The organism is Parachitinimonas caeni, assembly GCF_030129945.1.
Taxonomy (GTDB): domain Bacteria; phylum Pseudomonadota; class Gammaproteobacteria; order Burkholderiales; family Chitinimonadaceae; genus Parachitinimonas; species Parachitinimonas caeni.
This window is the reverse complement of record NZ_JARRAF010000014.1, coordinates 90842-113279: the sequence shown is the minus strand read 5'-3', so window position 1 is coordinate 113279 and position 22438 is coordinate 90842. Positions and strand designations below refer to the sequence as shown.

Sequence of the window (22438 nt, the reverse complement as noted above, 5' to 3'; positions counted from 1 at the left end):
AAGAGGTCTCCGCCCAATGTGGCAGCAGTGTGCTGACACCCCGCCGCGCAGTGTGGCGTCATGTCGCCCAGCAGTGTGGCGACCCAAGGAGGGGAGCGGCCAGGAGCGCGTCAACATGGCACCTCGACGCACTTCAGCAACTGCGCACGAATCTCTGCAGGTTTCGCTGCCAAGTCCACGGTCGCAAAGCGGAGCGGATGACCCTGGATGACGACTGTCTCATCGACCATCGTTCCAACGGCGGGGTGCAACAACAGGCCGCTTGCCGAGTCTGCCAGTGCATCGCCACAGCCGACCTGTGACCGCAGATAGGCATACATCTGGTAGATGTAGCCGCTGCGCAGGCTTTGCTCCCGATACCACCCTGCCGTGACGATGGAGGTGAACTTGGTGTCGATGACGATACGACGTCCCGAGCCGCCATGGTCGAGCACCACGTCGGTCCGCATGGCGGGCAAGATGTCATCAATACCGTCCGTCTTGGACGAGATTTGCCATTGCAGCGTGGCGCCACAACGAACATGCCACCCGAGTGGACTGAGCACCACGGCATACAAGCCGCCAACGGCGCGCTCAAACAGACGACGAACCCAAGCCTCCTCCCGGCCAGGCATCGCCAGCACGTTGCCGCCTGCGGATTCCGTGGGTAGCGCCAGGTCATAGGCAAGCTTGGCTGCTGCCACCATGAACTGGTCGTCCGAATCATGGCCTCCGAATCGATCAACACTCATTTGGGCGCGGGTCGGCGGCTGGCCTGCGACGCCTCGGGACCACATCGCTGCAGCAAGCGATCGACACCGATGGGCGACAGCCGGCTTCTTGACCAGGCGAGCAACGGACTCCAATGCAGCGCGGACAAAACGATTCCGTGGCGTGTCGATGGTGAGCTCCGCAAAGCGGCAGGCCACCAAGCCGCGATCCAGCAACTGACGCCGCTCAGTGGTCAGCACATCGATGCGCCCGCGAACGCGGCTGAGCCACTCTTCCCGAGATCGGTAGCCCAGGCTCAGCTGACGATGCAGCCGAGTCTCAACGGCATGGGCCAAAATTTCGGCCACCAGATCGGGCAACTCATCTGGGCTTTCTTCGACTGCCACATGGGCGGTGCCGCCAGTCCGAAACAGGTCCGACGCATACAGCATCAACAGCCACAGGTTCCGGACAGGAATGCGCCCCACGAATCCGGGCGTGAACCCTGTTTCGGCGGAAATCGGTGGCGCGATCAGACCCATCACCAGCCCTGCAGCAACCGTTCGGTGGCCTGACGTGCCTCCTCTGGGGAGTCAAACCAATACTCGTCCAGCAGGGGGCCGATTTCTGTGTCCACGACTTGCTGGAACCATCGCCGGGTGCTGCCCGCATCCAGCCGATGCACGGGCGTGACATAGCTGTGACCGATTCGAAACTGCTTGCCCAAGCGTGCATCCGCTGCAATCTGCTCGTTCAGCTCGGCCATGCGTCGCTCAATGTCTGACGCCAGTGCTTCATCCACGCCGCACGCTGAAACCACCCAGCTTCGCCATGCTGGGCCGAGACGGGGCTCAAGACCAACAAACGCAAAGCGGCGCCGCAACGCCAGATCAACCAGCGCCAACGACCGATCCGCGATGTTCATGGTGCCGATGAGATGAAGGTTCTCGGGGATGTGGACCGGCCGGCGTACGCCGTCAGCATCCGGGTAGCACAGCTCCAACGCCTCGCTGGGGGTGCGCTTGCCTGCCTCCAGCAGCGTCAGCAACTCACCGAACACCTGGGCCGGATTGCCTCGGTTGATCTCCTCGATGACGACGACGAACTTGGCTGCGGGCTCCTTTTTCGCAGCCTTGATGGCTTCCATGAAGACACCATCGGCGAGCGTCAGCTTGCCTTCACCAGTAGGCCGCCAGCCGCGCACGAAGTCCTCGTACGAAAGATTCGGGTGGAACTGGACGGCTCTGACCTTGCTTTCGTCCATTTGCCCCATCAAGGCAAAGGCCAATCGCTTGGCCAGCCATGTCTTGCCGGTGCCGGGTGGCCCCTGCAGGATCAGATTCTTTTTCGTGCGCAGCCGGTCCAGTAGCTGCTCAAGCTCTGGCTCCGACATGAAGCAGCCGTCACGCGTGATGTCGGCGAGCGAGTAGGGAACGATGGGGGCCTGAGACTGGACGACTTCGGCTGCACGTTCTTCGCCTGCGTCTTCGCGTGGCATGTCTGGCGTGACTTCGTCCTCCTGAGGCGCAGGCGTCGCATCCTTGAACTGCCACGATGCCAGCGACAACTCCGGGAAGCTGTGCACCGGGTAGTCTTCCTCCGCGAACCGCGTACGCAAGTCGTCGGCAAGTTGCAAAAACGTGGCCGCATCACATGGCGCTTGCGGCGCTGGGGTGGTGATCGGAACGCCCAGGCGCTTCTGGATGTAATGCCGCGACTGGCTGTCCAGCGTCGGAAACTCCCAGGGGGCAGTCCAATACAAGCCAGTGGACAGATTCCACGCCACACCCCAGACCTGGGTCGCGGCGTCATAGGCCTCGATGAACTCGTCGCGGGTGCCCGGTCCGTCGTCTTCAACCAGTGCCTGCGCTGCGGCAAAGACGCGCCAAAGGGCATCAATGTCTCCGGCCCCTCGCTTGTCCGCGTAACGGAAGAACCAGGAGCGCTGGTTGTTGAGTACGGGGATGCCTTCGAACGTCGCTGGCACAGGCACGGTGACGCCAAGCAGCTTCGCCAGCTCTGCAGCAATCAGCTTGCGGTTGGCGTCCGTCAAGCCTCGGTTGAAAGTGCCCATTACTGTGAACGGGCAGATGTCCTGCAGTGGGCCGCTGCTTCCATCTGGGAATTTGTCCTGCAGATAGCCCAGGCCCTGCACACGCTGAGCAATCTGGTGGATGCCCTGAATGAGCGGCACTCGGTTGCTTGCGTAGGCCAGCAGCTTCTCGGCGATGGCCTCGTAGAAGTCCGCCCACTGGAACAGGGTGCCGAAGCGGTCCTTCCAGTACGGCGCGTTGCGGAATCGCTCGATGTCTTGGGGCTTGCCGTTGAATGCGAACTCGATCAGCGCATCCGCATTCCATTCGCCGGGCACAACGCGCCAGATGGTGGGGCGGTAGGTGTAGAAGTACCACTCGCGCACGCCATCGGCGGGCTGCCACTGCACTTTGACGCGTTCACCGTCCTGTGGGTTCTCGGTGATGACGCCGATGGCCTTGATGCCCATGACGGACACCGTCTGCTGACGGTTGTCGAAAGGCAGACCGTGCTTGCGCACATACGCGGCCTTGATGGCAATGCGCTCACCAGGCCGCATGGAGCGAACCAGCGCCTGCTCCTTCTGGCTGGGGCTACTGATCTCCCAGATGCCTTCTTCGAGGAAGCGGGCGCTCTGATCATCGGTGTGACCGAAGCTGGCTCCGACGAACCACGTTGTACCGGACGCTTGGTTGCTGGTCTGCTCTGTCATTTTTTCTCCCTTCGTCATCCTTATGCGTCAAAGCAATTGCTTGGACGATTGCGATGCCGATTCACGGCGCCACCGCATCACGGCCTGTATTGACCCTGCGCTGTAGGCCCCTCACAATCGCATGCAACACGGCCCCTCTCGGTGTTCTCGCTTTCGAGCGGGTGCGCCGCTGAGGGGTTCTTTATTTCGCGGCGCCTGCTGGTAGGTTCTGCATCTCCCTCAAGCCTTCAGCTCGAACCGCAGGAAGGCGGTCAGTCGGTCCGACTCCTTGATTTCATCGTGCGGCACCAGCAAGTAGCGCCACGGTTTGCTGCCTACCGTGGCCGCGTGAGCTGACGCGTGCGAGCACCAGCGAACAGCAGCGGCGGCCTTTGACTTCACCTCGTCCGAGCTCAAGTCGTCCCGCTTCTTGGTCTCCACCATGAGGATCATCGAGTCGGTCTCCGCCACGAAGTCGGGGATGTATTCCGGCTGCTCACTGCCCAGCTTGTAGTAAATCTGGAACTGCCCTTTGGCGGGCTTGAACCACTTCAAAGCATCGCGTTCCAGAATGACAGCGAAGCGCCGCTCGGTGTCCGAGTCAAACTTCTGCAGTGGGTAGAGGCAGCGGGAGAAACCGCCGAACAGCATCTGCTTGATCTTGCTCAGCTCGGTCACCGTTTCACGGTAGTTGTGTGCCGTCTGCCCGGCGACCGCCGTGTAGTTGCACGGTTTGAGTTCTGTGAAACCTCGGCTGACCTGCACCTCGTAATCCGTGGCCTCTTCCCAGAAGTGGGCCATCATCTCGGCCCGGATCAGGCGGGCGAGCTCTGCACCATAGGTGTCGAACACTTCGTGCAGCTCGTTTTCCGAGTAGCTCTGCGCCTGGTAGTGGGCTACCGCCTGACCGGCCAAGTCGTAGAGCAACTCGGCCTGTGTGAAGTAGTCGATGTCGTCGTAGTCGATCAGCTTCTTGACGATGTAGTCCTCGAAGCGCTGCTCTCTGATGCCCGCTTCACGGCTCATGGTGAACTGATGGTTCGTGCGCAGCTCTTGGCCGACGATCTCCCGTTGACCCGGCTGAAAGTTGGGCAGTGAGCCCAGCTTAAACGGGTGGAAGCCAGTGGTGACCTCCCCGGTAGGCACCACTGCTATTCGCGGAATGTCGATGGTTTGCTGAACCACGATCTCCGTGGTCTTGCACACGACGGCCGACAAATCAAGAGCCGGTGCGGCATCGTCCGCTTCAGCCAGCAACTCCCCCTGGGCAGGCTTCAGTCGCTCTGTCACTTCAGCCAGGATGGCCGATTGCACCTCGGGGGTGAGCAGCGCATTGCTCGTCGGCACGAGGTCACGCATCACCTCGTACTTGCCGATCACATCCATCACCACGCGAGCGGCTTGGCGCTCGCGCTCTGTGGTGAACACGGGCGCAGGCGCGGCGGCCGGTGCCGCTCCCGCGCTGACAGCGCTGGCAGCCACGGGCGGGGGCTCTGCAAGACCCAGACGGGCCATGGCGCCTGAGCTGACCTGCACGCTCACCTTCTTGTCGTCAGCGCTTGGAGCGTCCAGGAACACCCGCTCCAGGCGGATTGGTGAGTCTCCTCGGTTGGCCTCGTCGATGATCTCCTGGAACTTGTCGTGCGCGACGATGTTCAATCGGTCCACCGCCGCGACACCCGTGCGCTTTCCATAGGGCAGACGCAAGCCGCGACCGATGGACTGCTCGATCAGCGTGCGCGCGTTGGCCGCGCGCAGGGGGACGATGGTGTAGAGGTTGGTCACGTCCCAGCCCTCTTTGAGCATATTGACGTGGATGACGATCTCGGTGGGTTCGTCCACGCTCTCCACCGCCAGGAGCTTGGCAATCATCTCCTCCTCTTCAGCCCCCGTGCGGCTGGAGTCCACCTGAATCACCTTGCCCGCATAGCGCCCTTCGTAGAAGGCCGACGACTCAATCAAAGTCTTCAGCTGCGACGCATGTGTGGTGTCTCGCGCGATGACGAGCATGAACGGCTTGACCACCTTCACGCCATTTTCTCGGGCATAGGTCAGCAACTCGACCTTGGTGGTCTCGTGCAGGCGAACGCCGTCCTCCAGTTTGATCTTCTCGATCTCCTCGGCCGAGTGCGCCTTGGGGTCGAAGTTGCGTTGGGTCACCGCCGCTGGCTCTTTGACAAAGCCATCCTTCATCGCCCTTGCCAGCGGGTAGTCCATCACCACGTTCTTGAAAGGCACAGGGCCTCGCGTGGATTCCACGAACGGGGTGGCCGTCACCTCAAGGCCAAACAAGGGCTTCAGTTCGTTGATGGACCGCACCCCCGCACTGGCCCGGTAGCGGTGCGACTCGTCCATCAACAGCACCAGGTCGTCCAGGCTGGCCAGGTGGTTGAAGTAGCTGTCTCCCAGCACCTCTCGCATGCGCTTGATGCGCGGCTCCTTGCCGCCACGCACCTCGGAGTTGATCTTGGAGATATTGAAGATGTTGATGCGCACGTCGTGCGCAAAGCCCATCGTCTGGTCCTGAACCACCGCACCGGTCTGGTCGTAGTTGTCCCCCGTGATGATCAAGGGCGGCTGCTGAGCGAATTCGGCGATTCCCTTGAACACGTACTTGGGCGTATTGCGCGTGAAGTCGGTGATCAGCTTGTTGTAGATCGTCAGGTTGGGCGCCAGCACGAAGAAGTTGTTGATGCCATGCGCCAGGTGCAGGTAGGCAATGAACGCGCCCATCAGCCGTGTCTTGCCCACGCCGGTGGCCAGCGAGAAGCACAGCGAGGGGAACTCGCGTTCAAAGTCCTCCAGCGTGGGGAATTCCGCCGTCAGCGTGGCAAGGATGGCCGCCACGTTCTGGGCGTGGCCGAGCAGCTCCGGCGCGGCCTCGATAGCGCGCACTAGCTTCGCAAGGGACTCGGCTTGCGGCGGGCGCAGAGACAGTCGGCCTGTGACGGCGTTCTGGACGCGTGCATTCATTCTTCGTTCTCCCCGAACAGACCGCCTTGCCCCGCATTCGTGGCGGCGGATTTCTTGGTCTTGCGTGTAGCAGAGCCGCTTGCAGCCTCGGGCTCTTTGGCCGGTTCAGCCTTCTCCGCAATCGGCAGATTGGCGACGTTCAGGCTGTAGTCGTCGTGGCCCCACTCACAGCGGGCCAGCACCATCTTTGGAATCTTTTTCAGCGTCAGGTTCGGCCAGCGTTCGGATGCCTTGGCAGCAGTGACGCCGTGGAATGCTGCGCAGCAGACCAGCAGGCTCTGATCGCTGCCAACGTCATCAGACAGCGCTTGGAGCTGCTCAGCCGACAGGTTCTGGGTCGTGACGTAGATGAAGTCCCGTTCGCTGGAATGTCCGTGCTGCCACCACTGCACCTCCGATGGGGCGTAGGTGAAGCCTTCCAGTTTGGCGAGGGCCTCAGCCAGCTGCGCAGCGTTGTACTCGGGGTTGATGACCGGATTGCCCCAACGGTCGCTGACGATGAGGCTAGGGGCGAGCTTGTAGTAACGGAAACCTCCGCCGCCATTCCAGCCAACGCTCGCCGAAATCCCCCCCCCGTCTTCGCCATCAACCACCTTCCGCAGTCGGGGGGCGATGTGTGTGTCGATGTGATCACCCAACTCCACCATGATCCAGCGGCGCCCCATCTTGTGCGCAACGGCACCAGTCGTGCCTGAGCCAGCGAATGAATCGAGAACAATATCCCCTGGCACAGAAGCGATCTCAAGAATCCGGGAAATCAACTTCTCCGGCTTTGGAGTCGCGAATGGTGATTCGGGATTAAAAACCTTAACCTCCTGTGCGGCAGTTCGGTTCTCGCCGACTTCGGAGTAGTGCCAGGTCGTCATGGCCGGAACCCCGTCACCTTCAATTTCGGACAGGAAACGTTTGATGGTTGGTTTACTGCTTCCATCCTTGCCGAAATGGACGCGATGCTCTGTCAGAAGTCGCTCGTATGATGAACGGACATATGCCCAGGCGCGTCCCTTCGCTGGCAGAACCTCTCGGCCCGAAGGAGTAGTGATTGGATAGATGTTGTCGCTGACACCCGTCTTCGCGTACTGCTTACCTCGCGCGCCGGATGCGAGACTGAGCGTGAAATCGCCCGGGAACCAAGGGCCGCGCCCATACCACTTCCCGTCTTCTCCGATGCCGTCGTGTTCATCGGAATGCTTGTAGATTTCGTTTTGCTTTTCGGTTCGACCCAGTTTCCTAGGTTGAAAGCGCATCTTGTCCTTGGCGTAGACAAGAATGTGATCATGGCTATCCGAAAGCCATGTTGCATTGGCTTGTGGCGATGACTTTTTCTGCCATACGACATTTGAGACGAAGTTGACTCGACCAAATACTTCGTCACAAACCACTTTCAAGTAGTGCGACTCGTTGTCATCAATCGTGATCCATAGTGATCCATCCTCGGCCATCAATCGGCGGATGATCTCAAGACGGTCGCGCATAAGCCCAAGCCAAATTGAGTGCTCCAAACCATCGTCGTACTGTGCAAAGGCGCTGCCAGTGTTGTACGGTGGGTCAATGAAGACGCATTTCACCTTGCCCGCAAATTCCTGTTCCAGCGCTTTCAATGCCAGCAAGTTGTCGCCGAAGATCAAACGGTTGTCGAAGATGTCGCTATCGGTCACGCGATACTTGGCGTGGTAGGACTTCTCCGGGTCTTCGAGCAGGATGCGCGGCTCCAGCATGGGCCTCTTTTCCTTCCCGATCCAGGTGAGTTCTAGTTTTTGTTTGCTCATGGTGGTGTCACCTTAGTTCTTGTGCAGACCAAGCTTCTCGAACAGCACGCGATTTCTGCGTGCTGCGTCCTTCAAAAGCTTGTCGTAGGAAATGATTTCGACGTAGCCGTTGCCGCCCGTGAGCGTCCTGAAATAGCCTTCGCCGTCAATCGACTCGTGATAGTTCATGCGCATCTCCCGCTTGAGAGACGGTGTTAGATCCGCGATCAAATAGCCGAAAAACCGAATGCCGCGTGCGTTGATGGGCCTGCCATCCACATCATCGAGCTTGCTTTCTTGAATCTCGACAAACCGCTTGATGATTTGCTGCGCGGGGTCCGCCTGATAGTCGTCGCGACCAGGCCGCTTGAACTCGATGACGACAATCGCGCCTGTGGAGTCCTCTTCTTCCCGCACACCGATGGGGGTATCGTAGAAAAAAGCGCAGATGTCGGGCTCCTTGCCGGACGTATCTTCAAGCCCCTCAATTGATTTCAGCTTCTTGTCCGAGGTGAGCAGGGTGTGATAACAAAGCCGCTCGTCGATCACCCACAGATTCTGCTGCTCAAAGAAGATGTCCTTTGATGTGGCACCCATGGGAAAGAGCATCTTGTGCAAGACCCGCTCAAGCGGGTATTTGTTGTCTGAGCGTCGTTTTTTGAGGCTCAGCGACACCAAGTCAAGAATTGTCCGACGATGGGTGATGTACTTCGCAAGCTCGGCCTTGCCCAGCTCGTTGGCCTGTTCGGCAAGTGCCTGGAATCGCTCGGCATACTGCTCAAACGACTCGGTCTCAAAGTAGGTGGCCGCGTGGCGCAAGTCTTTGCGGACACTGTCTTCTACGTCCCGTTTGACATGCAAGAGTGCTTCGTCCAATTTCTCGTCCGACAGGCCGGGTTGAATTCGCTGTTCGATGATTTCGCGGTAGCGAGGATGCGTCAGCGCCCGGTATTCCGGCGCTTGCTCGACGAACCTCTCGATCTGGACGCGCTTCTCCTCGTTGGTTGACTTCAGGTCGCCCGAGAGCAGAGGGCGCAATGCGCCTGTGATGCCTTGGTTCAAGGCGCGGCGAGAAACCAGTGTCTGCTCCAGCTCGGGCTCGTCGTCGCTTTGGAAGGCGATGCGCGTGCGCTCTTGGTTGGCATGATCGTCCAGGTACTCCCCGGTCACCAGCACGATGAGGGTGTAGGGTGACTGCTCGTCATCGAGAAACTTCTCTGGCAGCTCCGGCAGCAGGTCTCGCAGCTTGGTGGTGGTGACTTCCCGGCCGTTGGCGCACAGGTTCAGCTCGTGGCGCGAGCGGCCATCACGGTGTCGATAGGCCTGCAAAGCGAACGTATGGCCGGACACATCGAAGAATTGCTCCTCAATGTGGGCCAGCACCGTGGACTGGAACAGCGCGTGCAGGTCAATCGGCGCGTGACCAGGTGATTCCAGCGTCATCGGCGGGCAAGAGCGGGCCGCGAACCGAATCAGGAAATGCGCGATCACGCGCTCGGCAATTGTCTCGGGCTGGGTGGGCCACCCGGCGCGGAACTTCTCGTCCATGCCGCGCAAAGAGGTCTGCGTACCGCAGTTCTCAGTGACCTCGGACGTGACATCCGCGCCCTTCAGCTCATCTTCAATGCTGAAGTCGAACTCGCGCAGCAGGGCCTGGCCCTCGCGTTTGAAGACGCTGCGAATGCGGACTGACGAGAACACCTTCAGAAAGGTGAAGCGGCCGACACCTCGGCCACCCAGCTTCACCTTCGAAAGGGTGTGGGCCTCCTTGAAGGAGGCCAGGTTCTTGTCGTTGAAGCCCACGCCATCGTCGATGACATCGAAGCCGTCCACGACCAGCGTTCCGTCTCCGCCCTGGTGGGCCAGGTCATTGGAGGCGATCAACCGGATGCGGATCGAGTGGTTGATAAAGCCGTCTTGATGCTCTTCGATGGCATCAACAGCGTTGGAGATGGCCTCGTACAGAGGCATCATGGCCTTGGCCTGGGAAAGCTCCAGGCGGTCTACCAGCCCCTTGATGTTGGCTTGCACTATTGATTTCCTCCCTGGTTCTGCTGCGCCAAGGCCGCCATCAAACGGCCTTTCACGGATCGACAGTCCGTTTTGTTTTCAAAGACGCTGCGAGCTTGCTTGTTCCATTGGATTGCTTGAACGACGGAGACCAAGCTATCTGCCACGGAGTCGATCTCGCGAGAGAGTGCCGTCTGTTCGTCTGCGCTGAGATTCAATTCGGCACCGTTGTGCAGTGGCAGCCGGATGAAGATCACGTGCAGCACCATCCACGCACCGTGGGTCAGCACCTCTCTGGCGGGCAGCGTGCCTGGCGCTAAGCCTTGGGGATCGCCCTCAGCACTTGCTCGATCTCGAATCTTGCGGATGACGGTGCGGCCGATCTGGGCAATGCGCCACATCTGCTTGGCCGTCAGAGAATCCGCGAACAGCCGCTCGTAGGACTGGCGTAACGGATCGGTCGCAGGGACGAGACCCTCTCGTCCGAAGAGCCGCTTCTTGTCTGACTTTGCAGCCACCAGGTAGTCCTGCCAATCGCTCGTCGTCACCGTGCAGGCCAAAAACGGTGCCAGCTCTCGGGCGCTGAAACTGGTTGGGGATGCCGGCGCATCGTCTTGACCATGCTTGACGATGTACTCGATACCGGCCATCCGCAGCGTCTGCTGCCACATGGCTTGCCGCTCATCCAATGCGGCGAAGTCTTCCAAGTCAACCGCGTTCTGACGGTTCCGGGACTGCGTTACCTGATCGCCAAAGCCGTCAGGCGCGTTGTCCAGGCACACAAACGTCGCCATCACCATGGCGGGATTCGCGTCGTAGTGGGCTATCGGCTCTTTGGCGATGGCCCCCACGGTCTGGGCGCCGTTGATGATGGAAAGCCCTCGCACATGAAATCTCCCTGACTCCCGATGGGGGTCGCGAGGATGCTGCTCATTGATGGCCTCACAAAGGAACGTGACGCCATTGTTGAAGTAGAAGAAGTGCTCTGGCTCCTGTTGCAGCGTCTCCGTGAGGCCGGCGTTGACGGTTGTCGTTCCCTTGAAGCGTCGGATGTTGCGGTCAACCAGGCGGTCTTCGTACTCCACCCACAGTTCTGCAAGGCGCTTGGCCTCCATGCGGCCGTAGAACGCCTTGTAAGGTGCCTGGGTGTGCCCGAAGTCCTTCAGCTCGACATCGGCTTCTATGGCTTCGGCCGAGATGCCGTCCAAGTGGAGATCGTGAAGGGTAGTGAGCCCGTAAGCGTGGCAGCGCAGGAATCCGGGATTCGGCCCATTGAACGCACGCTCCAGGTCGGAAAAGATGTCCCTTCGGTCATCGGATACTGCCGTACCGGAGTAGGCGAGTACCACTTTGACCTTGCAGACGCCGCTGTTCAATGCATTGGCTATTGCGCCGCTGCGGTTCTGAAGTGCGTTGTTGAAGCGGCCCCAGCGGCCCTGGATGAGATCGGTGACGCCATCCCGAAACTTGGCCACGTCACCAAGCTCGGGCTCACCGGAGCCGGACTCTTTGTACTTCGACTGGACGAGCCAGATGGTTTGATCGTTAGCCACGAATACCGAGTCGATGCCGTGGTCCAGGCCGCCGTCGATGCTCGCGGCGACGGCCTCTTCCAAGGTCGCGCCAGCGGCTTCATGCAGTACGAACGCCGCAATCGCCTTGGACAGGAAATTGCTGCGGCGGGACTCCGGGCTTGTGCCCGTTCCCGTGATGAGTGCTGCGTAGTCGGCTTCCAGCTTTTGGCACAGCAGGTCTAGTTCAAGTGGGCGAATTGGTGCTGTTGCCATAAAGTCAACGCTCAATCAGCGACGAAAAATGCGCTGCTGCAATTCGTGCGCTCGCATCGCGCGGCTGGGCAGAGAGGCAATCTTTTCCTCTGGTACCAGAGCTCGGCTTGGAAGTATTGGGGGGCGGCAGGAACACCATGTCAGTGGTACTTCCCAGAGCGATTGTTGAATGCCGGCTTGGTGCCTTCGAGCACGGTCACAACGGCGCTGTTTAGCGTCGGGTTTTCCAATGAGCCAGCTACGTAATTGATGCTGCAGTTCGAGGCTCGATCAAACGATGCATGAATAATCTGCTCGGCGTCACAGACCACTGCCAGGTTCGGGTTGTGCGTGACCATGATGATCTGGCGCTTCTTTTTGGCCTCAGATAGCACCGGAACCAAGAGACGGAAAACAGTCTCGTTGTCCAGGTTTTCTTCGGGCTGGTCCAGGATGATGGGCGTCTTGCCGTTGTCCACCAGCAAATAGAAGATCAACAAAAGCGCGCCGCGCTGTCCGGGAGACAGCTGCTCAATCTGCGTATCCTGGAAGAGCAGTGAATACCGTGGCTCAAGAAAATCGAGCCCGAAAATCAAGTCGTAGACCGAAACTGCCGATTGGTCCTTCTTCAGCAGGCTGGCAATACCGATCTCAGCGCCAGGCCCCTTGGCCGCCTGTTCAAGCGTTTCATGCAAGGCAGTCGCAAAGGCCAGGGCGCCTTGCTTGGCGTTCAAGTCGTGGCCATCAAACAGCTTCTTGACCGTCAACAGAGCCTCGTCTTGGCCGCGCAGCACACCTGAGGTTTGTTTGATCAAAGCAAAGAGACGTTCCGCGATGGCCTCGGCCGAAGCGGCCAGCGTCGCCTGGAACTGAAGCCGGTAGTCCTCGCGGATCAAGTCATTCGCCTTGATCAAGTCTTGCACCGGCTTGAAGAGCTCTTCTCGCGCCTTACGTTGCGCATCCAAGGAGTCGAAGATCTCGGCAGTCAGCTGAAGCCGTGCTGCTTGCAGTTCCGCACGCTTGGCAGGCAGCTCTTTGATCTGGGCCAGTCTGGTTTCCAGGCCTACCTTGGTGTCCGGGTCAGTCGGGGTGCCAGTCAGCGCATCCAGCTTCTTGGTCCATTCTGCGAGCTGGTGTTGGTACGTTTCGAACTGCTGTTGACGGGCGTTGAGCTTGGTCGCGTGTACTTTCTTCTCTTCTTCGAGAGTCCCGAGGGCGCTGGCCAAAGTACCAGCCTCGGTCTGCAAAGTCGACTGCTCCGCAGTGAGGACAGTAGACCGTTCATCGAGCAAACTGGTCTTGATCTCCAGCTTAGCCACGTCGGCCCAGTTCAAGCCCGCAAGCTGGAGATCTTCAGCAACCTGTTGCTGGGCTTGCTCGTAGGCGCGCTGGAGTAGTCGCAGCTGCTCCCTTGCATTGGCTATCGCCTTCTGCTTCTTGGCGATTGAGGTGATTTCCGACTGGATCTGCTGAGTACGCTTGGTAGATGCTTCGATTTTCTGAGCCGTGGCCGCAAGCGCTTCGGCGGCTTCCTTCTGCTCGGGTTCCAGGGTTTCAGGCGGCGGGGCAACTTCCGCTGGCTTGATTTTCTGGTGCTCGTCGATCTCGCGTGTCTTGACCAGCAACTGGTCCGTCAGCTTCTTCTCCTCAATCGGCTGGAGCTGGTCTTCAATCCGAGCGATGCTGGCGTTGAGGGTCTTCAGCTCCTTGCGGAACTCCCCCAGTCGATTTCTCAGCGCTTGTTCTTGCTGTTCGGTGAGCTGATCGAAATCGAGCGCACCAAGACGCATCGCCTCGCTGGTGTGCGAGAAGATGACGGCCCGCAACTCCTTCTCAAACGCGTCTGACTTCCCAGAAACGTGATCGTTGCAGAGCTCCTCGAAGTAGTTCTGAGGGATGTATCTGACCAGCTCCTGCTTGTCATCTGTGGGAAGAATCTCCAGCGTCCGCGCCTCTGTGCTCTCGTCTTGCCACGTCAAGGTGCCTGTGAAATGACGTGCGGGATCTCCGCTCTTACCTAGGAAGCGATCGCGCTTGAGAAAACTGAAGTGCTTTGCTTGCCGGGAGTGACCAAGGGTCGCAATCACATCAGCCAGGGCGCTCTTGCCGCTGCCTTTGTTTCCGATGATGGCAACAAGGTCCGGATTGAGAGGCAGATCGCAGCCGTGCAACCAGTTGCCGATACCAGTCTTGTTGCCCGTCTTGGTAACTTCGATCGACTCGATGAAGTGAGTCTTGCTGGTCTCCACGGCCTGGAGCTTGGGTGGTTTTTCTCCAATGAACGACCGCTTGGCCGGTTCCAGGATCGCCTGCTTCAATCCATGGAAAGACAGGTCAGCTTTGATCCAGGTCTTTTTGCCTGAAGGGAAGTCGCCGTACCCACGGCGGTCGTTGTCGCCCGCGACGCCGACGAAACAGTGTGCATCGCTGCCGGAGACAACGAGCCTCGGGATGCTCTTGAGACCATGCTTGAAGTTGCCGATCCAAGCCTTGTTCTTCGGCGTTTCCTCGCAGAGGAATGCAGTTCTGAGCTCGGCATTGCGTGACTCGAAGATGGGAGACGACTCAAGGAGACCGAGGAAGTAGGCATAGTGGTCCTCCCATTTCACCTCTGTCAGGCCATCACTCGTATCGAATGGCATGAATCCGATGGCTTGTCCGTCGGGAACCTTCTTGATGGCGGCTTTGTAGCTGTCAGCCTTCACCTCTGCCAGCTTGTACCCAGCCATCAAGGCTTCTTTGTCGTCTCCGTCTACAGCCGCCTTCTTGTGCCCCTTCTTCAAGAGCATGTCTTCAGCCGTGCCTCTTGCCAAGTCGATCAGGGACTCTTTGGACACGGCCCTGTCCGTGCGTTCAAGCTTCAAGTCAGACAAGAACTCGCGCAGATGGTGGTCTGGGATCGTCTCGGCGAAGATGACGTGTGCGTTGAGACGCTTGGTCGTCGGGGCGGAGAGTCGCAGTTCGATACCTGGAAATACGATCTTCTTCAGCGCGGGTGCGCCAGGTTCGGCCAGTCGGCGCTTGAGCGCGAACCATCCGTCAAACGTCCAGTAGTCCATGATCGCGAAGACGGCCGGCTCAGCGGCATTCATCGCCTCGATCATTTCGTCGATCAGCGTGCGGTTCTCAGGAGAGGACATGTCTCCGTCGAACTTCTTGCCTGTCCAGTGGAAGGACGCCGGTGTGTGCACGTGCAGATCCCACTGGCGCCAGACTGAACCTCTGGCGATCTCCCTTTTTGACATTAGATTAGCTCCCATTGAATACAGAAAAGGGGCTGCTCTTTGACTTGTTGTTTGAGCTGGCCTTCTAACTGACTGATGATGTCGTTGCGCTGGGCCTCGATTTCATCTTGTTTGTTGAAGAGTTCGCGACGCAGCTTCGTGCGCGTACTCTCAAGCTCACGTTGTTTCTTTTGCCACGACAACTTCTCGTCCAGCGTCGGCGCACTGGCTGCCGTACGCCGGACTTCTTTGATCTGCCGGTCGATCTCCTTGATCTCCTGCTCGATGCCCAGCTTGAGGTCGTCGGCCCAGTCGTCCAGCTTCTGGACCTCTTGCTCGAAGTAGCCCAGATTGCGCTGGTTGATTTCACGCAAGATGTCCATCCTGCGGCCCAGACTGTCCTCAGCGAGTTCGGACACCGGGGCATTGCCATCGCACGGCCCTTCCAGCTTCACGGGTAGGCGCAGGAGTTTCGAGGGGTCGTCTTCGGCCAGCGGTGAACCGTCAACGGTGACGGCGGCCACGACAAGCCGCTCTTCTAAGTTGCCCAGCGCTTCCACGGCGATCAGGCTCACGGATAGCCAACCAGACTTGCCGCGATAGTTCTTCAATGTGCTGATCTGCGTGCCGTAGGCGCCGTAGTCAAACAGCAGTTTGGCCATCGGCAGCTTTCGGGACTTGGCCTGGGTTGTTACCCACTCGGCGAGTGGGTGCCCGATCCGATACAGATGTGATTCGCCTGATCTCCGGGGCAATTCGTACCGTCCCAGCTCGACACCAGCAAGTGCGGAGCTTGGGAGTCGCAGTAGGACGAATCCTTCTTCATCGAATGTTGCGTGTCCCGTGAGCTCTGCTCGCGTCAAGTCCAGCAGCATGCGCTCGTACTTGCTTCGCGCCGCGCTACTAGCTTCCGCTCGTACACGCAGCTTGTCCTGAACCTCTTCATCGAAGTTCTCAAGCAGGATCTGCCGCGTTTTGACCATGGCTTCGTTGATCTCGCCGGACAGGTCGCGCTGCAGCTGCTCGAAGCTGGTCTTGATCTCCTCAGGATCGCGACAGTTTTGGTAGATCTCCGCAATGCGGCGTTCGAAATCGACGCCCGACCCGATGGCGCCCAGAACTTCGTCGCTGGCACCAAATACGCCTTCGAAGAGTTGGAACTTTTGGTCCAGCAGCTCGTAGACGCGGGCGTCGGCTTCATTGCTGCGGTCAACGAAGTTGACCACCACAACGTCAAACTTCTGTCCGTAACGATGGCAGCGACCGATGCGCTGCTCGATCCGTTGCGGGTTCCATGGCAGGTCAAAGTTGATCACCAGCGAGCAGAACTGGAGGTTGATGCCTTCAGCGCCTGCTTCGGTGGCAATCATCACCGTGCCGCGCTCTTTGAAGTGCTCCACCAGGGCCGCGCGCGTGTCGGCCGTGCGCGAGCCAGTGATCTTGTCGGTGCCCTGGTGGCGCTTGATCCAGTCCGCGTAGACAGCTTGGGCACGGGCATCGCTGTTCGTGCCGTTGAAGAGCACGATACCTTCACCGTAGGGCGTCTTCTCTAGAAGCGAGAGCAGGTACTCCTGAGTGCGCTTGGACTCGGTGAAGATGATGGCCTTCTTGGCGGCTCCCAACCGCTCAAGCTCGGCGAATGCCTTGTCTAGGGCGGTCAGCAGCGCGGTGCCCTTGGCGTTCTCGCGGATGTTGGTTGCCAGGGTCTTGAAGTGCCGTAGCTCGGCGATCTCCTGTGCAACAGCGTCGCGCTGGGCCGCTGGCGATGCGTCTGTAGTCGCAGCGCTGCCATCCCACTCGTCTGCGGTTTCGTCGAGTGACTCGTAATCGTCGTCGAGTACCTCAGCCAGATCGGGGACATCGGGCGATGCTTCGAGCTCGCCTTCCAGGCGCTTGGCCATGGTTTCCAGGGCGCCAGCAATTGCGTGCGTGGACGACGCCAGCAGCTTCCACAGTACGAGCGAGATAAGCTGCCGCTGGCCCTCTGGCAGGGCTTTGAGGTTGGGCCGGCGAAGGTAGTCGGCTACCAAGTTTGAGAGTTCGCGCTCTTCAGTCGAGGGGGTGAACTCCTCCACCATGGCTCGCCTCGCCGTGTATGGGACGTACTGCTGGACTTGCCTGCGCAGCGTTCGCTTGCACACGGTCGCAAGCCTGGAGCGCAGCGCAGCGAAAGCCTGCTCACGGGGCTGCGCGGTGAACTGCGAGCGGAAGCTGTCGATGTCACCGAACACACGGTCGTCGATCATGCTGACAAGGCCGTATAGCTCCAGCAGCGAGTTCTGCAGAGGTGTGGCGGTCAGCAGCACCTTCGAGTGAACGTGCGCCAGCGCCTCCTTCAGCGTCTTGGCGATGACGTTGCTGGTCTTGTAGACATTGCGCAAGCGGTGGGCTTCGTCCAGAACCACCAGATCCCACTCGACGGCCTTGATGTCATCGGCCTTGGCCTTGGCGAACTGGTACGAGCAGATGACGGGGCCTGTTGCGCCTTGGAACGGGTTGCGGCGGTCTTGCTTGCGAAGGGCGTTGTAGCTCTTGGCCTCCAGCAGAACACCCTGCAAGTTGAACTTGTCTTGCAATTCCTGATGCCATTGCTTGCGCAGGTTGGCGGGCACGATGATCAGGATGCGACGGCGGCGCTCAGCCCAGCGCTGGGAGATCACCAGCCCCGCCTCGATGGTTTTGCCGAGACCTACTTCATCGGCCAGGATGACGCCGCGCGATAGTGGATTTGCACAGGCGAACAAGGCCGCCTCAACCTGATGGGGGTTGAGGTCAACCTGCGAGTCCACCAAGGTAGAGGCGAGCGACTCGACAGAGTCGCCTGCCGCGCGTCGGGTCAGCAGCCACGCGTAGTACAGGCTTTGATATGTCGTCAGCGTCTGTTGCATCAGGTTTTCCCCTCCGCCTTGACTTGCGACCATTTCGCGCCGCGTCCCTTTCCTGTTGGGGCAATCACCCCCTCGGCCTTCATGGCGCGAAGGATCACGCGCACCATGTCGCGGCTGATGCCGGGGCACGCCTCCTCAATCTCCGAGATCGAGAACGGCAGTTGGCGTTTGAGAATTTCGGAGCGAACGCGGTCGCCCTTCGCGCCCCGGCCGCGCTCGATGGTGCCCACGCGCTCTTCAAATTCCTTGTAGGCACGCAGCAGGGCGCCCCAGAAGTAATCGAGCCACGGGGCGATGTCGTGTGCGGCCTCGTGCCAGCCTTGGGAGCTGGCCTCCAGCGTTTCGTAGTAGCTCTCCTTCGATTCTTCGAAGATGCGCTCCAGGCTGATGAAGCGGCCCACCGCATAGTCGAAGTGATAGAGCAGCTGCAGGGTGAGCAGACGTGCCATGCGGCCGTTGCCATCCGGGAAGGGGTGGATGCACAGGAAGTCGAGGATGGCCAGCGGCACTAGCACCAAGGGGTCTGCCAAGTGCTGATCCAAGGCCAAGCGGTAGCGCGCGATCAGGTCCGCCATCGCGATGGGCGTGAGGTGCGCGGCAACCGGACGAAAGCGGATGCGTGAGCTGCCATCGGGGTGGCGCTCGACGATGTCGTTGTTGGTGGCCTTCCAGTGCCCGCCTGGCTGTGGCATGTAGCGGTACAGCATGCCGTGCAGCTGCAGGACCGTGCCTTCGGAAAACGGCATCTGCTCGCCGCTCTCATGGATCAGACCGAGGGCATCGCGGTAGCCTGCCACCTCTTGCTCGGAACGGCTTTGCGGCGTGGCATTCTTGAGCACCAGTGACTTGAGCCGGTGCGCGGCGACGACCACGCCTTCCAGGCGGTTCGACGACTCGGTGGACTCGACCACTGCCACTTGCCGCAGGTCGCTCAAGACCTCCGGCGACTGCGCCACGAAGAGCTGCTGCTTGCCTCTGTACTCACCCAGGGCGCGCAGGGTCGCCAGCTGCTGCGCGTCGAAGCGCAGCTTGGCGAGGTAGTCTGGCGAGAGTGATTGCATGCAGCAGCATCCGGACGAGGAAGAATGGGGTAATACTACTGCAAATTGGGGTATGTTTGATCTTCATTACCCCAATAGCTCGATGTTTACCCCAATTAGCCCTGTTGGATCAGCTTGCGGACTCCGGTTCGTCGGGATCGGTAGGCGCCACTTCAGGCGCTGTGCCTTTGACCGGTCTCTCTGCCTCGATACGCAGTGGCTTCAGCCGATGCGCAGGTTTGCCTTGTGATGCGGTGCCGTAGACCCTCTGAGTCTTTCGGGATAGGTGGCCCAGCCCCCGGCTGACCGCGTCTGCGTCGCTGTTCCGCTTGGCATCCGCCCCCCATTGATGCCTGAGGCAATACGCCGTCACGGTGTCCGGGTGCGAAGGCCACAAGCAGCCAGCTAAGCGCTGTACCTCTGCAGAGAAGTTCATGGCGCTCGCGACCTGAACGACGACAGGGGTCTCGGCCGTACCGGGCAACAGCGCCTTGATCATCGACAACAACGGATGCGTGTCTCCCGCCGCGTACGTCAGGCGGCGATGCGGCTGCCCCTGTTCCCGTTTGACCTTCGCACCAGCGACCTCAAAGTGGATCTCGGTCTCCTGCGTCGCTGCATCCTGCGTTTGCCAAACCTTGACGCCTCTCTCCAGTTCGCTGGGGCGGCATCCCGTCAGCGCTGCGACCAGCAAGGCAGCACCGTACCGTCCCGCACGGCCGCGCTTGCAGAGTTGGACGCGCCAGTCAGGGGGGAGCCCGCTGAGGGCTCGCCGTTTGCTGTTGCGTAGCGCTCGCAAACCGCCCAGGCCTCTTCGCCTAAGTTCGAGCAGGGCCTCCACGCACGCGATTTGTTCGTCGAACGCAGCGATGTGTCTTTGTGCCTGCTCATCCGAAACGGGTTCGATGATGCTGCCCAGCAATTCCAGCTGCCTTTGCTGCAGGGTGAACCGCAGGGCGGACATGCGCTTCTGAAACGTGGAGGGGCGTCGGGTGTCCGACACCACGCCGATCAACCCGTCCTGCGCCACCGCGGCTCGTCTGAGCAACGATTGCCCGAGCCGCAGGTAGTCGTGCTCCGTGTCGGGCGAGCGCGCGGCATTGCGCGAGCGGTCGGACGCAAGCTGCTGTAGAAGCTTGGTGCTTTGAAGCATCTTGGTTTTTAGGCTTTGTATGAACTTGCTCATGCACCGCTCCTCTCGCATCGCGGACTGCGGAGCGGACTCACCGGAAAGACTCGTGGTTGCACGGGCGGAGGCGAGGCGTGCAGCTCCAGCCCGCCTGGGTATCGGGTGACTTTCGCTTGCGGGTATTCCGCCAGGACTTTGGGTAGGGCAAGCAAGAAGCTCGTGCGGAAATCGTCCTCGGCACGAACGCCGCAGTACTCTTGCCCGAATTGCAGGCGAAGCGCCGCCCACGGGACGGTCACTGGAGGCCCCTTGATGAGGTGAAGCCGGTAGGCCAGCCATGTGTAGATGTCGATGCACAGGGCGGAACCGGTCAAAGCGTGAAGCGCACGACGATCCAGTGGAACGCCGTGTGCGCGTAACTCCTTGTAGAAGTCGTCGGTGAGAACAAGGACGTTGGGCCACTTGTTGAGTTCACCGGCAGAACGCGGCAGCCAAGCTTCGTACTGCTTCACGGCCATGCTGTTGAAGGTATGGTCGGCGAAGCCCATCTGAAGCCGGTAGACAGCCATGGCGTTGAGCTGGCAGCGCAGAGTCTTGTAGCGGCCCCCTTGCGTGTCAGCGAGGCCAATCAAGCGCATGAAGTCAGCGGGCGTGCGACCAATTTCGATGGCCGGCGAACTGCTTCGCAGGGCCAACGTGGCGATACATGCCAAAGCAAGGCGCGGAGTAGCGCCGTACGGGATGGGCTGTGGAACCGGGACGCCGCCAATGCTGAGGATGCCTGCCTGCAGGTGCAGCCATGCCGAACCGACACGACGCTGAAACTCCCGCTCCTTCACTTTCCGACGCGGCAGGCCGGTCTGACAAAGGATGGAGTGATGGAAGATCAACTCATTCCAATCTGGTGGGTCTTGCGCGATGGCGACCCCTGCTTCAAGCAGCTTGGCGTCACGAGCGCCGAGCGCCTTTGGTGGCGTATCAGGTGACAGAGGGGCGCCTGCTCGCGGCGAGGGCTTTGCCGCCCGAGCCGCTTGCGGCAAGTACTGCGTTCTAGCTGCAAGCGCCTGAGCATCTTCTCTGGAGACACCGCGTGCGATCAACGCAGCGGCATACTCGGCACGGAGGGCCGCGTCGCCGTCGATAGGGGAGTCGTCAAGGGAGCTCATTGCTCACCTCCCTTGGCTGACGGCTGCGCTGTGTTGTTTTGAGCCCATCGAGCTCGCGACAGCTGCTCGGCTTTCGTTGGCCGGCCACGGGGGCGGCGCGGCGGTGGTGGCTCGGCGGGGCGGGTGGATTCGATCCACTCAAGAACATCGCGCTCGTACCAGCACAGACGGCGGCTATTCGGAAGCTTGAATGGCCGGGGGATCAGATGCGCGTACTTGGCGTTGGTCGCACACGTCCTGATGGTCGTTTCTGTCTTGCCAATGAGGGAGGCAAGTTGCTCGATGAACAGAATCCGTGGCAGATCGGCAGGCGGGGCCACGGGCGGCAACGAAGGAGCGATACAGACGGGGGCGAATCCCTCTGCTACAGCTTGCGCGACCGGCTTGGTTGCGCTTTTTGATCGTGCGGGGCGTGATGAGTCGCCAGTACGGGCGACCGGAGATGATCTCGGCATAGGAGTCTCACAAGCAAGCGCGCTTGCGAGAGCCGGTGCTGTTGGTTGCTGCGCATCAAGTTCAGAAACTTGACGTTCTTCGCCGCACCTCACGGGGCCTTGATCACTTGGGCTTGATGACAGGTGTCGGTTGCGCTTGCGCACCTGCATCTACACCCTGGCGGGTACACGCCGAGCGTTGAGTTGCTCTCTCGACCAGGTTATCTCTCAGTTGGCCTGATCTCCCTGCCTCTCGCGCCTTGGGCTACACAGCGTTCTTGTAGGGCGCTAGGCAGGAGCGCTGTTGCGTCCACCCATGCATGACAGTATGGGGAAATTCACAGCACCGTCAAGCGGTAAGCCTGGGCCTCGCCAACCCACGGCGCGCGACCCAGTCAAAACCACATCGACTTGTTGGGCCATTCTTGGGCCATCGAGGGCCAAGATTTACTCCGAATCGGCATTCATGACGACCAAAAGCAAAAAGCCCAAGTGCTTGATTCACTTGGGCTTTTCCGTTTTTTGTCTGGTCGGGGTGAGAGGATTCGAACCTCCGGCCTCTACGTCCCGAACGTAGCGCTCTACCAGGCTAAGCTACACCCCGAAAAAATGAGACGGCGATTATCACGAGAAGCCGCCATCACT

The 22438-nt window shown here is 60.0% G+C and carries 12 protein-coding genes and 1 tRNA gene; all 13 read right to left on the bottom strand.

Annotated features, from left to right (window positions below; translation table 11 throughout):
* Positions 1-110: 110 nt before the first annotated feature.
* Positions 111-1232, bottom strand: a complete 1122-nt coding sequence (gene mcrC / locus PZA18_RS13385) for a 5-methylcytosine-specific restriction endonuclease system specificity protein McrC (protein WP_284101353.1) — start codon at positions 1230-1232, stop codon at positions 111-113.
* On the bottom strand, positions 1232-3454 hold the full coding sequence (locus PZA18_RS13380) for an McrB family protein (protein WP_284101352.1): 2223 nt from the start codon (positions 3452-3454) through the stop codon (positions 1232-1234). Before PZA18_RS13380 ends, mcrC begins: the two co-directional genes overlap by 1 nt.
* A gap of 201 nt (positions 3455-3655) precedes the next feature.
* Complete coding sequence (locus PZA18_RS13375) at positions 3656-6388, bottom strand: DEAD/DEAH box helicase (protein WP_284101351.1); 2733 nt, start codon at positions 6386-6388, stop codon at positions 3656-3658.
* The gene (locus PZA18_RS13370) at positions 6385-8157 is read right to left on the bottom strand and encodes a site-specific DNA-methyltransferase (RefSeq protein ID WP_284101350.1); all 1773 of its coding nucleotides are present in this window, start codon (positions 8155-8157) and stop codon (positions 6385-6387) included. Before PZA18_RS13370 ends, PZA18_RS13375 begins: the two co-directional genes overlap by 4 nt.
* A 12-nt stretch (positions 8158-8169) precedes the next feature.
* Complete coding sequence (locus PZA18_RS13365) at positions 8170-10167, bottom strand: ATP-binding protein (protein WP_284101349.1); 1998 nt, start codon at positions 10165-10167, stop codon at positions 8170-8172.
* Positions 10167-11933, bottom strand: a complete 1767-nt coding sequence (locus PZA18_RS13360) for an AIPR family protein (protein WP_284101348.1) — start codon at positions 11931-11933, stop codon at positions 10167-10169. Before PZA18_RS13360 ends, PZA18_RS13365 begins: the two co-directional genes overlap by 1 nt.
* Positions 11934-12073: 140 nt before the next feature.
* Positions 12074-15157 (bottom strand): TrlF family AAA-like ATPase, encoded by a 3084-nt coding sequence (locus PZA18_RS13355; RefSeq protein ID WP_284101347.1) that lies wholly within the window; start codon positions 15155-15157, stop codon positions 12074-12076.
* Positions 15157-18024 (bottom strand): SNF2-related protein, encoded by a 2868-nt coding sequence (locus PZA18_RS13350; RefSeq protein ID WP_284101346.1) that lies wholly within the window; start codon positions 18022-18024, stop codon positions 15157-15159. The genes PZA18_RS13355 and PZA18_RS13350 overlap by 1 nt, the downstream gene beginning before the upstream one ends.
* Complete coding sequence (locus tag PZA18_RS13345) at positions 18024-19085, bottom strand: Fic family protein (protein WP_284101345.1); 1062 nt, start codon at positions 19083-19085, stop codon at positions 18024-18026. The genes PZA18_RS13350 and PZA18_RS13345 overlap by 1 nt, the downstream gene beginning before the upstream one ends.
* Before the next feature lie 109 nt (positions 19086-19194).
* Complete coding sequence (locus PZA18_RS13340) at positions 19195-20250, bottom strand: site-specific integrase (protein ID WP_284101344.1); 1056 nt, start codon at positions 20248-20250, stop codon at positions 19195-19197.
* Positions 20247-21359, bottom strand: coding sequence for a replication protein RepA (locus PZA18_RS13335; RefSeq protein WP_284101343.1), 1113 nt, complete (start codon positions 21357-21359; stop codon positions 20247-20249). The genes PZA18_RS13340 and PZA18_RS13335 overlap by 4 nt, the downstream gene beginning before the upstream one ends.
* Complete coding sequence (locus PZA18_RS13330) at positions 21356-21814, bottom strand: helix-turn-helix transcriptional regulator (RefSeq protein WP_284101342.1); 459 nt, start codon at positions 21812-21814, stop codon at positions 21356-21358. Before PZA18_RS13330 ends, PZA18_RS13335 begins: the two co-directional genes overlap by 4 nt.
* A 506-nt stretch (positions 21815-22320) precedes the next feature.
* Positions 22321-22397: transfer RNA gene (locus tag PZA18_RS13325), tRNA-Pro, on the bottom strand.
* Positions 22398-22438 lie beyond the last annotated feature (41 nt).